This is a genomic window from Serratia sp. A07 (genome assembly GCF_058725505.1).
Genome location: NZ_JBZXDO010000018.1, coordinates 90,276 through 105,813 on the forward strand (window position 1 = coordinate 90,276; position 15,538 = coordinate 105,813).

Annotated in this window: 15 protein-coding genes and 1 pseudogene; 13 read left to right on the forward strand and 3 right to left on the reverse strand. The window is 58.4% G+C overall.

The window, feature by feature from the left end:
- The first annotated feature begins 4 nt into the window (after positions 1-4).
- Both AC4PR2_RS17700 and AC4PR2_RS17705 read left to right on the forward strand, forming a co-directional pair.
- Positions 5-352 (forward strand): ArsR/SmtB family transcription factor, encoded by a 348-nt coding sequence (locus tag AC4PR2_RS17700; protein ID WP_060439874.1) that lies wholly within the window; start codon positions 5-7, stop codon positions 350-352.
- 3 nt (positions 353-355) lie between these two features.
- Positions 356-889, forward strand: a complete 534-nt coding sequence (locus AC4PR2_RS17705; protein WP_060418727.1) for an SRPBCC family protein — start codon at positions 356-358, stop codon at positions 887-889.
- Here AC4PR2_RS17705 and AC4PR2_RS17710 read toward each other — a convergent pair whose 3' ends face one another.
- Positions 890-1,918 carry a transporter gene (locus AC4PR2_RS17710; protein WP_060439873.1) on the reverse strand — a complete coding sequence of 343 codons (1,029 nt, stop codon included), beginning with the start codon at positions 1,916-1,918 and terminating at the stop codon, positions 890-892.
- A gap of 257 nt (positions 1,919-2,175) precedes the next feature.
- Here AC4PR2_RS17710 and AC4PR2_RS17715 point away from each other — a divergent pair, with 257 nt between their 5' ends.
- On the forward strand, positions 2,176-2,928 hold the full coding sequence (locus tag AC4PR2_RS17715; protein WP_089186015.1) for a hypothetical protein: 753 nt from the start codon (positions 2,176-2,178) through the stop codon (positions 2,926-2,928).
- A gap of 65 nt (positions 2,929-2,993) precedes the next feature.
- Here AC4PR2_RS17715 and AC4PR2_RS17720 read toward each other — a convergent pair whose 3' ends face one another.
- The gene (locus AC4PR2_RS17720; RefSeq protein WP_492175323.1) at positions 2,994-4,424 is read right to left on the reverse strand and encodes a C40 family peptidase; all 1,431 of its coding nucleotides are present in this window, start codon (positions 4,422-4,424) and stop codon (positions 2,994-2,996) included.
- A 229-nt stretch (positions 4,425-4,653) separates the two neighbouring features.
- Here AC4PR2_RS17720 and nudI point away from each other — a divergent pair, with 229 nt between their 5' ends.
- The 3 genes from nudI to AC4PR2_RS17735 all read left to right on the forward strand — a co-directional run bounded on the left by nudI (position 4,654) and on the right by AC4PR2_RS17735 (position 7,134).
- The gene (nudI, locus tag AC4PR2_RS17725) at positions 4,654-5,079 is read left to right on the forward strand and encodes a nucleoside triphosphatase NudI (protein WP_060418714.1); all 426 of its coding nucleotides are present in this window, start codon (positions 4,654-4,656) and stop codon (positions 5,077-5,079) included.
- A gap of 93 nt (positions 5,080-5,172) precedes the next feature.
- Positions 5,173-6,009, forward strand: a complete 837-nt coding sequence (pbpG, locus tag AC4PR2_RS17730) for a D-alanyl-D-alanine endopeptidase (protein ID WP_225528750.1) — start codon at positions 5,173-5,175, stop codon at positions 6,007-6,009.
- A gap of 138 nt (positions 6,010-6,147) precedes the next feature.
- Complete coding sequence (locus AC4PR2_RS17735; RefSeq protein WP_060418708.1) at positions 6,148-7,134, forward strand: MsnO8 family LLM class oxidoreductase; 987 nt, start codon at positions 6,148-6,150, stop codon at positions 7,132-7,134.
- Here the strand turns inward: AC4PR2_RS17735 and AC4PR2_RS17740 are convergent.
- On the reverse strand, positions 7,131-8,435 hold the full coding sequence (locus AC4PR2_RS17740) for an aminotransferase class I/II-fold pyridoxal phosphate-dependent enzyme (protein ID WP_197756951.1): 1,305 nt from the start codon (positions 8,433-8,435) through the stop codon (positions 7,131-7,133). The genes AC4PR2_RS17735 and AC4PR2_RS17740 overlap by 4 nt on opposite strands.
- 66 nt (positions 8,436-8,501) lie before the next feature.
- On the opposite strand from AC4PR2_RS17740, the gene AC4PR2_RS17745 reads away from it, so the two are divergent.
- From AC4PR2_RS17745 to AC4PR2_RS17775, 7 genes and pseudogenes are all read left to right on the forward strand, one after another.
- Positions 8,502-8,756 carry a hypothetical protein gene (locus AC4PR2_RS17745; protein WP_004938217.1) on the forward strand — a complete coding sequence of 85 codons (255 nt, stop codon included), beginning with the start codon at positions 8,502-8,504 and terminating at the stop codon, positions 8,754-8,756.
- Positions 8,753-9,469 (forward strand): glutamine amidotransferase, encoded by a 717-nt coding sequence (locus AC4PR2_RS17750; protein ID WP_443014508.1) that lies wholly within the window; start codon positions 8,753-8,755, stop codon positions 9,467-9,469. The genes AC4PR2_RS17745 and AC4PR2_RS17750 overlap by 4 nt, the downstream gene beginning before the upstream one ends.
- Positions 9,470-9,472: 3 nt before the next feature.
- On the forward strand, positions 9,473-10,312 hold the full coding sequence (gene pdxY, locus AC4PR2_RS17755; RefSeq protein WP_055315530.1) for a pyridoxal kinase: 840 nt from the start codon (positions 9,473-9,475) through the stop codon (positions 10,310-10,312).
- 452 nt (positions 10,313-10,764) lie between these two features.
- Positions 10,765-11,289, forward strand: a complete 525-nt coding sequence (locus tag AC4PR2_RS17760; RefSeq protein ID WP_492175324.1) for a hypothetical protein — start codon at positions 10,765-10,767, stop codon at positions 11,287-11,289.
- 418 nt (positions 11,290-11,707) lie between these two features.
- The gene (locus AC4PR2_RS17765; protein ID WP_492175325.1) at positions 11,708-12,976 is read left to right on the forward strand and encodes a Hint domain-containing protein; all 1,269 of its coding nucleotides are present in this window, start codon (positions 11,708-11,710) and stop codon (positions 12,974-12,976) included.
- Between the two features lie 4 nt (positions 12,977-12,980).
- Positions 12,981-14,735: a hypothetical protein gene (locus AC4PR2_RS17770; RefSeq protein ID WP_492175326.1), complete on the forward strand. Its 1,755-nt coding sequence runs from the start codon at positions 12,981-12,983 to the stop codon at positions 14,733-14,735.
- Positions 14,732-15,538, forward strand: a pseudogene (locus AC4PR2_RS17775) (hypothetical protein); the annotation flags it as partial. The gene AC4PR2_RS17770 and the pseudogene AC4PR2_RS17775, both read left to right, overlap by 4 nt.

Consider the following 15,538-nt stretch of genomic DNA (forward strand, 5'->3'; position numbering starts at 1 on the left):
CCATATGGTTGAATTATCTTCCTCACAGCTGGACGCCATTTTTCATGCGCTGGCCGATCCGACCCGCCGCTCGATGTTACGCGCGCTGGCCGGCGGTGAACGCAGCATCGGCGAACTGGCCGCGCCGCTGCAAATGTCGTTCGCCGGCGCCTCCAAGCACGTGAAAGCACTGGAACATGCGGGCCTGGTGCAACGCACCGTGCAAGGAAGAAACCATATCTGCCGGCTCGAACCCGAGCCTATGGCGCAGGCCATGCAATGGCTGCAAACCTATGAACATTTCTGGACTGAACGGCTGGATGCGCTCGAACAGGCGCTGCTGCAGCCCGAACAGCTTCCTCCCAAGGAGTGAACCATGAATGATTACGGCATGATTATCGAACCCGGCACGCTGCGCATCCAGCGGCTGCTGCCCGGCCCCATCGAGCGGGTGTGGGCTTACCTGACCGAATCCGACAAGCGCGCCACCTGGCTGGCGGCCGGCGCCATGAAGTTGGAAAACGGCGCACCGCTGGAGCTGGAGTTTCGCAACTCCGATTTGGCGGGCGAGCACGAACCACCGCCGGCCAAGTACAAACAGCACGGCGGCTGCGTCAGCAACCGCGGCCACATCACCTGCCTGTTTCCGCCGCGCCTGCTGAGCTTTACCTGGGCCGAACAGGATCAGGGCCGTCCTTCCGAGGTGACTTTCGAACTGACGGAACAGGGAAGCGCCGTGCTGCTGACGGTCACCCACCGGCGCTTGGCCAACCGCGACGAAATGCTCAGCGTCGCCGGCGGCTGGCACACCCATCTGGATATCCTGCTGGATCGCCTGCACGATCGGGCGCCGCAGCCGTTCTGGAGCACCCATGCCCGGCTCGAAGAAGAGTACCGCGCCCGCCTGTAATTACGTCTCGTCCCTGCGCCTGAACGCCAGATAACCGGCGATCAGCGTAAAACTGCCGACCAGCAACACCAGTAGGATAAAACCGTGGTGATTGCTGGCCAGCGGGATCCCCCCCACGTTCATGCCGAAGAAACCGGCGACGATATTGATCGGCAATGCCAGCACGGTAATCACCGTCAGCGTGTAAAGCGTGCGGTTGTTCTGCTCCATCAGCTTGGCGCCCAGCTCCTCCTGCAGCAGCCGGATCCGTTCGGTCAGGCTGGCGAGATCGTTCAATACCACGGTGAACTCTTCGGTAAACTGCCGCAGATCCTGTACCACCTCGCGACTGAGCCAGGTCGGCGGCCGGTTCAACAGGCGAAACAGCGCGGCCGGCTCCGGCGCCAGCAGGCGCTGAAAGCGTAATAACATGCGGCGCATACGTCCCAGCTCGGCGCGGTTGCGTTTGACGCGGCGGGTCAACAAGCGGTCCTCAATGGTATCGACATACTGGTTGGCCTGCCGCACCACCTGTTCCAGCACGTCCTCCTGCTCTTCCAGCAGGTGCGCCAGCAGTTCAGTGGACGAGGCCAGCTGCAGCGCCGTCAGGCGGCCGAGCAGCCGTTCAATGAGTCGCACCGGTTTGTGGCGTACGGTGACCACCAGCCCACGGCAGCAATAGAGCCACAGCGTCGCCGTCTCCGGGTTACTGTCCTCGGGGTGGAAAATCACGTCGTTGAGCACCGCGAACAGATCGTCGCCCTGGCGCTCGATGCGCGTGGTGTGGGAGCCGTGGCGAATCTCGTGAAAGAAAAAATCGGAAATGGCGAAATGATTTTTCAGCCACTTCTCCGCCGCCGCGTGGTTGAGATTGAGGTGCAGCCAGATAAAACCGTCGCCGGGGGGCAACGCCTGGTAGGCCTGGCAAACCTGCTGTGAGTTCAGGCGCATCGGCGGTTCACCGGAACGAAACGCATGGCCGTAGATCAGCCCGGTCACTTCATCATCGAAATCAAGCTTGTGCATCTTTTCCGCCAACCGTTGCACCATAACGCCTTATCCTGCCTTTCGCCGTTAACCCAGATCGTCCCCGCTGTTATAGCAATCTTTATCTATCGGCGTTAATGATTTTCAGCGTTCCCGATGATTAATATTTTCGTCATAAAAACGTCATCGCCATTCAACATCGTTTTCATCCCTTGCCCGCTCAGCGACCGCACAATGGCAACATGAATATAGAGACTGGTACCCTCCATCACGCAAGACATATTTATTTAAGGAACACGACCAATAAGGAGATAACGACAATGAATACGTTTATTACAGGCGGATGGAGCCAGTCTCTGACTGGCCAACCTCTCAAAGAGTTCGATGTCATGATGTATGGCATGGTCACCAACCTTGATGGATTGACCACGGGCACATCAGCGCATCCAGGATGGAGCCCGGAAAAGCAAAACAAACCCGATACTCTCCCCGGTTTTAAAGGAAAGACGCTCTGGGTTTATGGCGGCGGCGGATGCTCCCCACAGCAAAAGCCGGCAAATGAGGATGAAGTGTTGAGGATCGTCGAAGCCACGGTAGACCGGGGCTGGGACGGCGTCGATTTTGATGACGAATGCAATATGAACACCGAACGGGTCATCGAAGCCATGAAACGGCTAAAAGAGGCCCGAAAAGAGACCAGCCTGGGTTTTATTGCCGGCTATTCCTACAATCATCCCAATACGGAAAATGGTAAAAAGCTCAACGAGAAAGTCAGAAAAATCATCCTGTCAGGCCAGTGCGATCGCTTTATTCATTACTGCTATGCCGCAGCGATGTGGAGCGATGACGATATTCTCGCCAATGTCATCCCGGCATTAAAACAATCGTTGGTCAACGGCGCCGAGAATAAAAAATGCATTCTTGCCCTGACGACCCGGGGATTGACCGACTGGAATTTAAATTACTTTATCGATCAGGTTCTGGATTTTAATCTTGGCGGATTGTTTATTTGGAATTACGCCAACCTGACGGATGAACATAATAAAATCATCAAAAACCGGCTAGGCAATTAACACGCCCCGCTTGCCCTCGCCTATCAAGAGACCGTCAAGGCGGCCACTTGATAGGCATTCAGACGTTACTCAATAAAACCCAGTTTGAACTGCGCCTTGCCCGCCAGCGAGGTCAGCTCAGGATCCTCCGGGTAGGTAGCCAGAAGCGGGAAAAAGACTGCGCCGCCGATAATGCTGCGGCTTTTTGAATCTGCCGGGCGCAGGCCCCAGATATTTTGGTACGTCATCGGGACACTCCGGCCGTTAATCGCCGCATTGCCGATATACAGCATGATATGGCCCGGAATGTAGACCAGCGTGGTGAACGGCTTGCCATGCTCCTTGAGATAGCGCAGCCGCTCATCCGTGTTCGCCTGACTGAGATCGACCACTCGGCTTGCCGCCTCTATCTGCGCGGCGGAATTCCTGGGAAGAAACACCCCGAAAGGCATCAACAGGCTGCGCAGTTCGGAAGAGCAGTCATTATTGAAGTTATCATTCCCCCAGCCGTAGGGCCTGCCGCTCATCGAACGCATCAGCGTGGCAAGATGGTCTGGCGTCATTCGCCACGGCATGGCGGCAAACTCCCCCTCCTTTAAATCGATCCGGCGAATTTGCGCGCGACCATCCTCCCGGCGTACCGGCACGGCAACCTTAAAAACACCCTGCCGGTGACGGTAAAATGGCAGAACCGTGCCATGACGCGCCGTAAAATAAAACAGCTCCCCCTCTTGTACCGACACCGGCTGCTGAATGAATGCCCCCAAATTTTTCCCTGCCAGCGCCAGCCATTCGCTGACAAACCGCCGATCCGCCGCCGCGATATCTTCGCTATGCACCCAGCCGATCACCGTAGGCGATATGACGTATTTCCAGCGTTTATCGCGACTTTCCGTCACAACGTATACCGGTGTACCGGGGCGGATAGAAGAGTCCTGCAAATTATCAAAGGGATAACCTTGCCCTGCCAGACGCGGATCGTCATAAGCCGGATCGTCTGTCGGCAACATCCTGACCAGCGTTTCCCTAATCGCAATACCTCTGGCCGAAGAATGATAAGCCTTGTCAATGCCGACAGACGCATTATTCCTGACCTGCTGTTTCCAGCGCTCAGCGTGAGTCCTGAAGTTTTCCCCCCAGGAAACGCTGTCATTTCCAAGATATTTATCCATTGCGGCATCACGGTGGCTTTCCGCTTCACGGCTCAAGACGGAAGCGATGTAATGCGGATTCCAGGGGGACTCTTCATTCGGCCCCATGCCAAAATAGTGGGATTTGAGGGCAGAGAAATGACGTTGCTGCGCAGCGTCATCCAGCACGGCGACCTGCCGCTGCGGGCCGGGAGGCAGCCATTTATCGACAGACTGCGAATAATTGTCCAACGGAAAAAGCGACTTGGTTGGATCGATAGGGGCAAACGCCGTAGCGTCGTGAGGTGGCGGTCTGACCGACGCGCTGTGGCAGGCCGACAGCAACAGCAAGAGAGTCAGGCACAGCGGTTTTATTCCATTAAGCATGCGTTATCCACTCCGTGACAGGTTAAAAAGCCCTCTTTATCCTGAAGAGAAATCATACTAATTGATACTTATTAACATCGGCGATTGATTTCCCGTTGAAGAAGACAAAGCCGGTGGTATAGCAAGCGCCAATCGGATTTCCCGCCGCCGCGTAGAACGCGACCTGTCTCGCTGCCCCGCGCCCCCAAACCTGCTATCCTGCGGGTTTGTTTTTTGACAGGAGTCATCCATGCGCCAACGCATCATTGTCTGCCCGCTGATTGAAAACGATAACGCCTTCCTGCTGTGCAAGATGGCCGCGCACAAGGGCGTATTCCCCGGCCAGTGGGCGCTGTCCGGCGGCGGCGTCGAGCCGGGTGAGCAAATAGAACAGGCGCTGCGACGCGAAGTGCGCGAAGAGCTGGGCGCCGCGCTGATCCTCGACAGCATCACGCCCTGGACCTTCCGCGACGACGTGCGCATCAAAACCTACGCCGACGGCAGCCGCGAGCAAATCTATATGATTTACCTGATTTTCGACTGCCATGCCGCCAACCGCGACGTGACGATCAACGACGAGTTTGACGACTACGCCTGGGTGCCGCGCGAGCGCTTGGCGGAGTACGATCTGAACGAGGCCACCCGCTTCACGCTGCGGCAACGCGGGCTGCTGTAACAGTTTGAGCGAATATCACCCTATTTCCTTCACATTTGCCGGGCAGACTCTTTTGATATTTTTTAATCACTTAGGGTCATTATTGCCGTCGTTATGCTTTTATCTCTCGCTTTTCTCCGTCTGCCCGTCCGGCGCTTCGGCGCCGCCCTCCTGTTCAGCCTGCTGTTCGTGTTGGCGCCCGTGCATGCCGCCACGCCGCCGCGGGTACTGAATGCCAAGTCGGTGCTGGTCGTCAATCAACGCACCGGAAAGACGCTCTATCAAAAGCAGCCGAACCGCGTGCTGCCGATCGCCTCGCTCACCAAACTGATGACCGCCATGGTCGCCCTGGACAGCAAACGCCCGATGAGCAGCCCGCTCAAGGTCACCGCCGCCGATCGCGATCTGCTGAAGAAAACCCACTCGCGCCTGACCATCGGCTCGGTGCTCAGCCGCCGCGACATGCTGCACATCGCCCTGATGTCTTCGGAGAACCGCGCCGCTGCGGCGCTGAGCCGCAGCTATCCCGGCGGGCGCAAAGCCTTCGTGGCGAAAATGAACCAGAAAGCGCGCGCCATCGGCATGAAACGCGCCCGCTTCTACGATCCGACCGGGCTGACGCCGCGCAATGTAGCGACCGCCAACGATCTGCTGAAGATGGTCAATCACGCCTATCGCTACCCGTCGATTCGCCGCTTCAGCACCGACAAGCAGCAGATCGTGCGCCCCGGTCGCGGCCAGCTGGTCTACCGCAGCTCCAACGGCCTGATCAATAACCCGGCCTGGCAGATTCAGCTGCAGAAAACCGGCTTTACCGACGAGGCCGGCCACTGCCTGGTGATGCGCACCACCATCAAAGGACAACCGGTGGTGATGATCCTGCTCGGCGCGCAGCCGCGCTACGGCCACTACCGTGACGCCATTCGTCTGAAGGCCTGGCTCGAGGGATAACATCGCGGCGCTTTACCGTTCTGCGCATATCCAAATCCGTTTTGGATCAATGGAATATCCTATCGCCAATCAGTATTAAGGCGCGCGCCGCCCGCATGGTATTTGTCAGGCATATCTGATGAGGAAAGGAGCGGGAAAATGGCTTATGCCTTGAGCATATTGGAAAAGAGTCCGATCGCCGACGGGGAAAGCGCCGCTCAGGCGCTGGCGCGCACGCTGCATCTGGCGCAACAGGCGGAACGCTGGGGCTATCGGCGTTTCTGGCTGGCGGAGCACCACAACACGCCGCAGCTCGCCTGCCCGTCGCCGGAAGTGCTAATCGGCTACCTGCTCGGCCAGACGTCGCGCATTCGCATCGGCTCCGGCGGCGTAATGCTGCAACACTACAGCGCCTACAAGGTGGCCGAAAACTTTAACCTGCTGGCGGCGCTGGCACCGGGGCGCGTCGATCTCGGGGTGGGCAAAGCGCCCGGCGGGCTGCCGCTCGCCACCCAGGCGCTGCAGGCCGCTCATGACCGCCAAAACAAACCGGCTTTCCCGCAGCAGCTGTCGCAGCTGACCGCCTATCTGAACGACGACGCCGAGCCGGGACTGAGCGCCACACCGCTGCCGCCGCACGCCGCCCAGCGCTTTCTGCTCGGCGCCAGCAAAGAGAGCGCGACGCTGGCGGCCGAATCCGGCTGGGCCTTCGTGTTCGCCGCGCATCTGAACGGCAATCCGCAGGATATCCGCGAGGCGCTGGCGCACTACACCGCACTGAGCGGTGGCCGCAAGGCGCTGCTGGCGGTGGCGGCGATCGCGGCGCCAAACGCGGAACAGGCCGCGGCGCTGGCGGCGGATATTCAGCAATACCGCGTGCACGTCGCCGGTGAGCAGAGCGTGACCGTCGGCAGCCTGGCCCAGGCGGAGAGTTTCGTGCAGCAGGCCGGCGCCACCGACTACCGCATCGAACCCCGAGAAAGCCATATCCTGCTCGGCACTGCGCCGCAGGTGCATCAGCAACTGGCGCAGCTGCAGCAGCGCTACGGCGTGGACGAGTTCATCATCGACACGCCGATCGGCGAACCGAGCGCCCGGCTCACCTCACTGCAGTTGCTGGCGGAGGAGAGCCTGACACCGGCCTAGTTGATCGCCGCGCTGGCCCGCATGGCGTCGGCCAGATCCTGCGCCAGCGGCGCCAGCTGCGCCGGCACGACGTTGGCCAGGCTGACGCGGATCGCAGGGTCGCCCTTCAGGCGGAAAGGTTCGCCGCCCTGCACCAGCCACCCCCGCTGGGCCATCAGCTGCGCGGCGGCGGTTTCCGACCGCACCGGCAACCACAGATGCAGCCCTTCACCCACCGCCAGCGCCGTGTGATTCAGCGCGTTGAGCCATCGCACCAGCTCATCTCTTCTGGCTTGATACGCCTGTTGCGCCCGCTGCAGCTGCCCCTCCTGCAAGGCCTGCCCCCACAGTCTGGCGGCAATCTGCTGCAAGATATGGCTGACCCAGCGTTCGCTGATGTACTGATCGGCGCGCATCGCCTGCAGCAACGTCGGGTTACCGCAGGCCAGCGCGATGCGCAGATCCGGGCTGAGAAACTTGCTCAGCGACAGCACGTACAGGCCGCGATCACCGTCGAACGGCAGATGCAGCGGCTGCTGCGACAGCGGCCCCCAGAAGTCGTCGACGATCGCCAGACACTGCGGATTAGCGCTGAGAAAACGCCGCCACTGCTGCGCGCGTTGCGCAGAAAGCGAGGCGCCGGTCGGATTGTGGGCGCGCGGCGTCAGGATCACCGCGCCCGCCGCTCCGCTTTCCGGCAACCGGCATCCCTGCTCATCCATCGCCAGCGGCAGCGGCCGCAAACGCAGGTGGCGCAGCAGCGTCAATAGCGGCGGCCAGCAGGGATCTTCCACCCACACCGCCGCGCCCGGCTGCATATGGCAGCGCAGCGCCTTTTCCATCGCGTCCAGCGCGCCGGAGAATACCGCAGGCTCCCCCAGGCTAACGCCCTGGCGGCCGAGCCACTCGCGCCCCAGGCCGGTCAGCACCGGGAGATCGCCGCTGATGTCATAGCCGTTTTGTTGCGGGAATCCCTCCGCCGCGCCCAGCGCCAACGCCGGCAACAGGGCGGCATCCAGATTGCCGCTGGCCAGATCGCACATTCCCGCCGGCACCTGGCGCGGCGTATAGGCCGCACTCACCGCCGCCAGCGGCGGTTCCAGCACCACCGTTCCCGCCCGCCCACGCGTCGCCACCAGACCGGCATCGCGCAATCGGCCGTATGCGCTGGCGACGGTATTCGCATTGACCTCCAGCTCCGCCGCCAGCTGGCGTACCGGTGGCAGCAGCTCACCCGGCCGCAGCGTGCCGCCTTTGATGCGTGCGGCGATCTGCTCGGCAATCTGGACAGCGCCGCCGCCTTTTGCATACAATGAAGTCATACATAAATCCTTTTGTACTAGTTCAAACAAGATTAGCAGCTTCCGCGGCCAAAAGTAAGGGGTTCCATGGATAAACATTACGTGCTCGACATTCAGTATGCAGGAAAAGCCTTTGCCCGCCTGGAGATGTTCACCCCCTGGGCCGCCGATCAGCTGGAGCAGGCCTGCGCGCTGTTCCCGGCTGCGCAGGGTTATCAGGTGCAACTCAGCCAGGTCAGCGAACGCCGTATCGTCTACCAGAGCGGCGCGCAAGGCATCACCGTGCTGGGCGAGTCGCTGGCGCTGACGCCGTTCACCCACGCTCACGAGGTTAAACAATGAAAAAAGCCGTCGCCATTCGACACGTCAATTTTGAAAACCTGGGCATCCTCGGTTCCCTGCTCTCGCTGCGTGGCTATCAGATCGACTATTACGATGCCGGCCGCGATGATATTCGTGCTATCAATAATGAAGAGACCGATCTGTTGGTGGTGCTCGGCGGGCCGATCAGCGCTGCCCAGCACTTTTCCGGCGCGCTGCGCTATGATTTTCTCGACTATGAATTGGCGCTGGTCAAACAGCGCCTGGCGCAGCGGCGGCCGACCCTCGGGGTGTGTCTCGGCGCTCAGGTGATCGCCCAGGCGCTGGGTGCCGACGTGATCTCGCTCGGCGTCAAAGAGATCGGCTTCGCCCCGCTGACCACGCTAGCGGCGGAAGACGACTCGCCGCTGGCGCCGCTGGCCGATACGCCGGTGCTGCATTGGCACGGCGATATGTTCACGATCCCGGAGGGCGCCCGCTGCCTGGCCGGCACGGCGGTTTGTCCGCATCAGGCCTTCGACTATCAGGGGTTTGCGCTCGGCCTGCAGTTCCATCTGGAGGCGGATCATCGCGATATCGAACGCTGGCTGATTGGCCATGCCTGCGAGCTGGAACTGGCCGGCGTCGCGCCCCAAAACCTGCGCGAACAGGCGGCGCGCCACGGCACACAGCTGGAACAGCGTGCGCGGCAGGTGTTCGCCCGCTGGCTGGATAATAACGAACCAAGGATGTAACTCATGCAACAGACTTCACCCTTACGGTCACCGTCCATCGACGTGATCAGCATTCAATCTCAGGTGGTCTACGGCAGCGTCGGCAACGGTATCGCCTACCGCGCCCTGCTGAAAAAGGGGCTGGAAGCGCTGCAGGTGCCCAGCGTGCTGTTCGGCTGTCCACCCTATTACGGCAAACCGCACGGTGGCGTCATCTCCGGCGAGTGGTTCGGCGGCTTTCTCGACGATCTGATCGCCCGCGGCGTGATGAAACGCACCCGGGCGGTGATCGTCGGGTATCTGGGCGACGTGATGCAATGCCATATTCTGGCCAACTGGCTGCAGCGGGTGCGCGCCCTCAATCCGCAGATAAAGATCTATATCGATCCGGTGATGGGCGATTACGGCGAAGGGATCTACGTGGATGAGCGCATCGTCAACTGCTATCGCTCGCCGTTCCTGCGGCTGGCCAACGGCCTGACGCCGAACGGTTTCGAACTGGAGCAGCTGTGCGGCCGCTCTTTGAGCAGCCGGGAGCAGACGCAACACGCCGCGCAGGCGCTGTTGAACGACACCACCGAATGGGTGCTGGTCACCAGCGCGCCGGGCGTGGCACAGCACGAAGACGAAGTGGGTTTAATGCTGGTCACCCGGCAGGAAGCGCAGTGCTTTACCCATCCGAAGGTCAAATCGGCGGTCAAAGGCACCGGCGATCTGTTCACCGCACTGCTGGTGAGCCATCTGCTGCACGGCGCCGCGCTCGACGCAGCAGTGGTTGCCGCCGGCGGCGAAGTGTGCGACGTGCTGGCCGAAGCGGCGCATTTCGGTTGGGAAGAGATCGGCAGCCTGCGGGCGTTAACCTAAACCCTGACCTGGGGCAGCCTGCTGCCCCGCCTCATCCGTCTTGATTGCTCACCGTGGCAATCATTCCGCTGCGAATTTTATTTATTACTCCGTCAATGATGCGCACAGTAATGATAAATTAATTCACTATATATAAAAGATTAAACAACTAATGATTAGAGCCATTTAAAATCATAACCACACTCAACACATTGATTTATTAAAATTAAAGCCAATAAGAAAATAAAAACCGCAAAAAACATTCTTTTTTTTTGATTTCTTAAACTATTCCTCCTCTTTTACAACGCCGTGATTTTATTGATTATCTGTTATGCAAGAATAAACACTTAATTTATTTTTATGTATGTATTGCTTTTTCAAGCGCCATTGCTATTGTTGAATGTGAGTAAAACGCGGCGACAAAGCGATTCACCACCTCCTTTTTATACCATCCTGCGTATAAGGATCTGACTATGCCTATTAAAAAGTATGTCATTCTTGATAGCGCGCCCAAAGCTGTCGGCAATTCCGATTTTATTCTATTAGGGTTAAAGAACGAAGGTTTTGCCAGAGGTTGCCCGATGTTATTTGGCGGCACCGCCGATGCTAAAGATGGCCCGGTCGATGGAAACAACTTTGCGTTGAATGTAATAAAAAGAGAAACCTGGGAAGAAACCAATCAAAATATCGGCGTGGAACAGGTGGTAAGATATCAGGTTTACCCCAATGACATCAGCGTTTATACCAGTAAAGACTTCACTTTCACCGGGAAAGTGGCCATTGGCGGTGAGTTTGCCTGGATTCGGAAAGTGAGCAAAGGCAAAATAAAAGCCTATTTTAAAAACAAACCCGCTGCCACTAAAGACATGTTTGCTCAAGAGCTTTATGCAATGACGCTGGATGTCGATATTGAACCCACCGATGCGGAATTCGAACAGTATTTATCTTCAGATTGCCTGAGCGCCATTTACGCTTACTGTAAAGAAACCTGCAAATAACGCCTGTTAAAAACGATGGGCACGCCATGATGATGGCGTGCATCTCTGGCAATGCCATTAATTTATTGGTGCCGATATTATGCTCGCAAAAGATTATACGTCAGATGAGAAACGCATCGTAAAAAACGTTATCGACCGATACGAGAACAGCGGCGTATTTCTTATCGAGCCAGGCGATCCGGTTTTAACCGAATTTTATGATATTCAATTAAAACTGGCCGGCGTCACCGCCGCCGCCGCACCGCAATTCACCCAGCTCTGGCAGCAGACGAAACGCGTCAAACGGGTCGCAGGCCGGATGAGCGAGGCCAACACCAGCGGCGCTCAGCCGGTGTACAGCATCGTCAGGCTGGATTCCACCGACGGTAAACGTTATCAAACCGACGCCATCGGCTCTCTGCCGGTTCAGGCGACCAATGTGACGCAAACCCTCGGCCTGTTCGACGGCGGCGCCGATAACGTCGGCAAGGTGGAATACAAAAGCGACTACGTTTACACGGCGGACTGCACCATCGGTGCCAGCGGTGACTATCCGCAAAGCCAGACCGGCGGCAGCTTTCCGGTTACGGTGATCTATACCTTCGCGCAAACGGTCGGCCAGCAAACCGTTTACGGCGCCGAAATCGTCACGACGCAAAGCTACCCGAAAGAAATGATCAACGATTCCCCGAGGAATCTGTATAACCAGCGCATGATCAAGATTTGCCTGACGCGTGACGATGGCGACTGTGATTATCGCACCGGCTACGATCAGGACGGCACGGTTAAAGTGCCGATAAAAGGCAACATCACCTATTTTGGCAATATTGATCTCAGCAATGGCAAGCCGGTCAACGCCAGCAATACCATTTATCTTATCCGCACCCGCGCCGGCGGCGATCCGATCACCCCTTACGGCGGCTATAATATTTTTAATTCTGCCGCAACCCGAATCAGCGGAAATAACATCACCTGGGATCTTGACTGGCTGAAATTCAACCGCGTCGATTTTGAATCCGGTGAGATGGTTTATTACGTTTTTAAAATTACGCTTGATGTCGAAGGCCGCAGCATCGCCGCCTTTATTACTAACGCGCCCAAAGAAAGCGATCCGGATCGCCGCCTGCTCAATACCGTACAAATCAAACCGATGCAGATTATTTATGGCTGCCTGGCAGAGGATACGTTGATTTTAATGCAGGATGGGACAGAAAAGCCGATAAATGCCCTCACGGCAGATGAATTCGTTATTTGCGGCAATAACCACCCCAGACGCATTGAGAATATCACCACGGGGCAGGAGCAGCATTACATTGATATTACCGCCCGCGACCAGGCGGCACGTGAATATCGCATAAAAGCCAGCCTGGGGCACCCTTTCGTCACCGCAGACGGTATTTGTCTCGCCCGTGAATTGACCTCAGGCATGCGTCTTAAAACTCGGCACGGTGAGTGCGAAATTACCGCCCTCTCTCTCCAGTCCGGTGAGTTAACCGTTTGTAACCTGCAACTCAGCGCTGACTCTCCGCTGCAAAAAACGCAATGCGCCATCAGTACTTTTTATGCTAACGGCGTGCTGGTCGGTGACGCGCTGGTTCAACACCTCTATGAAGACGAATATCACCAACGCCCTAAAAACGTGCTGAAAACGCTGCCTGCCGAGTGGCACCAGGATTACCACAATATGATCAATGCAGCGGAAGAATAATATCATGTATGAAGGCTACCCCGACTTCCAACGCATTATTATCTGCGATGATCAACGTTTCGTCGCCGCGTATCGGCAAAACGACGCCTATTATTTATATCCGCAGGCGCTCAGCATTCTGGCGGCCGACCCGTTGGCTTTCTCGCTGGATATCGTGCGCAGCTACAGTACCGAAAGCCTCTACGGCTGGCTGAATTTCACCACGCAATTGCAGTTCGCCGGTGAACAAAGCCTGCAGGTATTCAAGCAACAGTATCCGGATTGTGCGGTGAAGGCGCTGCCGGTCTTGCCGGGCAGCCTGGGATTCGACGTGCCCATCGACTACCACAGCGAACTGTACGGCCGGCACTACGACACCACCTGGTATTCGGCACAGTGCAGTCAATTCATCATTCTGCTCAATGCGGCGAGCACTCAGTTGATCGAGCGCACCCTGCTCGATGAGACGATAGGCTTCAACGCGCGTCTGGACGGTTTCGTCGAAGGCGTATCGCCGCGTCTGGCCTACCGGGTGGAATTTGATGCCCTTGCGCTGATCCTGGCCCTGGCCGCCGGCGTGGAAGGTGCCCATGCCGTGGGCGATACCGGGATTGTCTTTCCCTACGACGGGCTGACCCTCTACCTCAGCCGCAACCTCACCCACTTGCCGCTCGACATCGACCCACCGCCACCGGCTAACGATCCGGCCGGGGATCTGTTGCTCAGCCAGGCTTTGCTCGATCGGCTATACAACCTGTACGGTGCGCCGTCTGCCGGCCCCGCCGCCGGCAATGTGGCGCAGATCCTTCTGACGCCGCCCCCGCATACCGGCCGGACCCGGTGCGATCTGGCCAATGTCGCGCTGACTCAGCGGCCACTTTGCTTCACGTTGGATCCGTTCGCCGCCGCGCAGCAGATCGCCAAAGTTTCGCCCGATACCATTATCCATCGTACCACCGCACCGCCGCTGCCGGCGGGAGAGCGAGAGATCAACGTCTTTTACGCCTACCCGCTGGGGTTGCAATCCGGCGTTACGATCGATATTCAGCTGACCGTACCGCCCGGCAATATCTACCCGATCGAGCAAACGCAAACGCTGGCGCTGCGCCCCGACCGCACCTGGTTAACCTTCAAGTTTCACAACAGCGCGCTGGATGCACAGCCGTTTTTCTACCAGATCCGCGTGAATTACCCGCAAGACGGCGTTTACCGCACGTTGCCCGGCGAACAACGTCGCTGCGACGAGGATAACCTGGTACTGGATTACGCCGCGCTGCCTTGCCGCTTCCTGACCCTGTATCTCGACCCAACGTTCGCCCAGCAAAGCCGACTTGGCGGCCCCTATTACTCCGCCGACTGGCGCCAAACGTGGGCGCTCAGCGCATCGGCGCCCTATTTCAGCGCACCGATCCTGGGCGACCCGACTTTTGCCGAGGCGACCGCCTATTCGCTTTCCGGCGACGGCGCCGTCCCGGTACCCGCCCCGATCGTGCAAAACGCCACCATCGGCGCCTACAGTTTTCCGCAGTTCGGCGCACAGCAGGCGACGATCACCGTTCGGCTGCCGCCGCAGTCGCTCAGCGCCGTACTGAGTTTTCAGCCCCAGGACAGCGAGCGCACCAGCGACCGCACTTTTACGCATTCGCAGCCGAGCTTCGTCTACAAATGGAACGTCACCTCCATTTTCGCCGCCGGCTTCCGCTACAAGACTCCCACTGGCCCCTGGTCGCCTTATGTCACCGGCGACCAAACGATCGATATCAAGGGTGATACACCATGACCGACGAATTGGATCCGCAACGTACGTTGCAAAACTTCTTTCTTCTTGACCGCGCGCTGGCGTTTCACGACCAAACGCGCCCCAGCGGCTGTTACACCTACGGCAGCTATACGCCGCAGGTGGTGCAGGAAACGCCGGCCGGCAAGATCAGCTCGCTGCATTTGCTGACCAGCCCCGGCGGCGGCCTGGCGACCTTCATCGCACCGAAGCTGCCGGTCGACAGGGCTGCGATCGAGGACTATATCCGCCGCCATTTCGTCCCCGCTCCGGAAACCATCACCCTGGAGCAGGAGGAGATCCAGCAATCGCTGTGGCTGCACTTCGCGCAGCGGCCGGCTGCTGCCGCCTACAGCGTCGAATTTGAACAGTCCAAAATGGCGTTGACCCATGAGGAGTCTGGCCGGCTGGCGGGCGCGATCCAGGGAACAAAAGACCAGGTCTATTTTCTCACCCGCAGCCGATTCAGCGTCGACAGCCGCGTCAATGCCCGTTTGCAGGCCGATTGGGTCGCGTTTGTCACCCTGGCCTTCAACGAGCAGGCGCGGCAACCGGAAGCGATCGCCAGGCTGCTGAACCAACAAATCGACGCCGGCGTCGTCATTGTGCAAGCGCAGTTCGACAATGCGCCTTCAGAGCAGACGCAAGCTCGCGTTCGCCAGGCGTTGGTAAACACCGCCTCACTGTTGATCGCCAACACGCTACGCAATATCTCGTCGCCAGAACAAATCCCCAACAAGCTGAATTACCAAATCGAATACGACGACACCGTGCCCCAGCGCTATCTGCTGGAGCAGCAACGCGAC

What these genes read in the sequence shown, in the direction of transcription:
- AC4PR2_RS17700 (WP_060439874.1), top strand. Translation starts at nt 5, where the DNA reads ATGGTTGAATTATCTTCCTCACAGCTGGACGCCATTTTTCATGCGCTG.
- AC4PR2_RS17705 (WP_060418727.1), top strand. Translation starts at nt 356, where the DNA reads ATGAATGATTACGGCATGATTATCGAACCCGGCACGCTGCGCATCCAG.
- AC4PR2_RS17710 (WP_060439873.1), bottom strand. Translation starts at nt 1,918, where the DNA reads ATGGTGCAACGGTTGGCGGAAAAGATGCACAAGCTTGATTTCGATGAT.
- AC4PR2_RS17715 (WP_089186015.1), top strand. Translation starts at nt 2,176, where the DNA reads ATGAATACGTTTATTACAGGCGGATGGAGCCAGTCTCTGACTGGCCAA.
- AC4PR2_RS17720 (WP_492175323.1), bottom strand. Translation starts at nt 4,424, where the DNA reads ATGCTTAATGGAATAAAACCGCTGTGCCTGACTCTCTTGCTGTTGCTG.
- nudI (WP_060418714.1), top strand. Translation starts at nt 4,654, where the DNA reads ATGCGCCAACGCATCATTGTCTGCCCGCTGATTGAAAACGATAACGCC.
- pbpG (WP_225528750.1), top strand. Translation starts at nt 5,173, where the DNA reads ATGCTTTTATCTCTCGCTTTTCTCCGTCTGCCCGTCCGGCGCTTCGGC.
- AC4PR2_RS17735 (WP_060418708.1), top strand. Translation starts at nt 6,148, where the DNA reads ATGGCTTATGCCTTGAGCATATTGGAAAAGAGTCCGATCGCCGACGGG.
- AC4PR2_RS17740 (WP_197756951.1), bottom strand. Translation starts at nt 8,435, where the DNA reads ATGACTTCATTGTATGCAAAAGGCGGCGGCGCTGTCCAGATTGCCGAG.
- AC4PR2_RS17745 (WP_004938217.1), top strand. Translation starts at nt 8,502, where the DNA reads ATGGATAAACATTACGTGCTCGACATTCAGTATGCAGGAAAAGCCTTT.
- AC4PR2_RS17750 (WP_443014508.1), top strand. Translation starts at nt 8,753, where the DNA reads ATGAAAAAAGCCGTCGCCATTCGACACGTCAATTTTGAAAACCTGGGC.
- pdxY (WP_055315530.1), top strand. Translation starts at nt 9,473, where the DNA reads ATGCAACAGACTTCACCCTTACGGTCACCGTCCATCGACGTGATCAGC.
- AC4PR2_RS17760 (WP_492175324.1), top strand. Translation starts at nt 10,765, where the DNA reads ATGCCTATTAAAAAGTATGTCATTCTTGATAGCGCGCCCAAAGCTGTC.
- AC4PR2_RS17770 (WP_492175326.1), top strand. Translation starts at nt 12,981, where the DNA reads ATGTATGAAGGCTACCCCGACTTCCAACGCATTATTATCTGCGATGAT.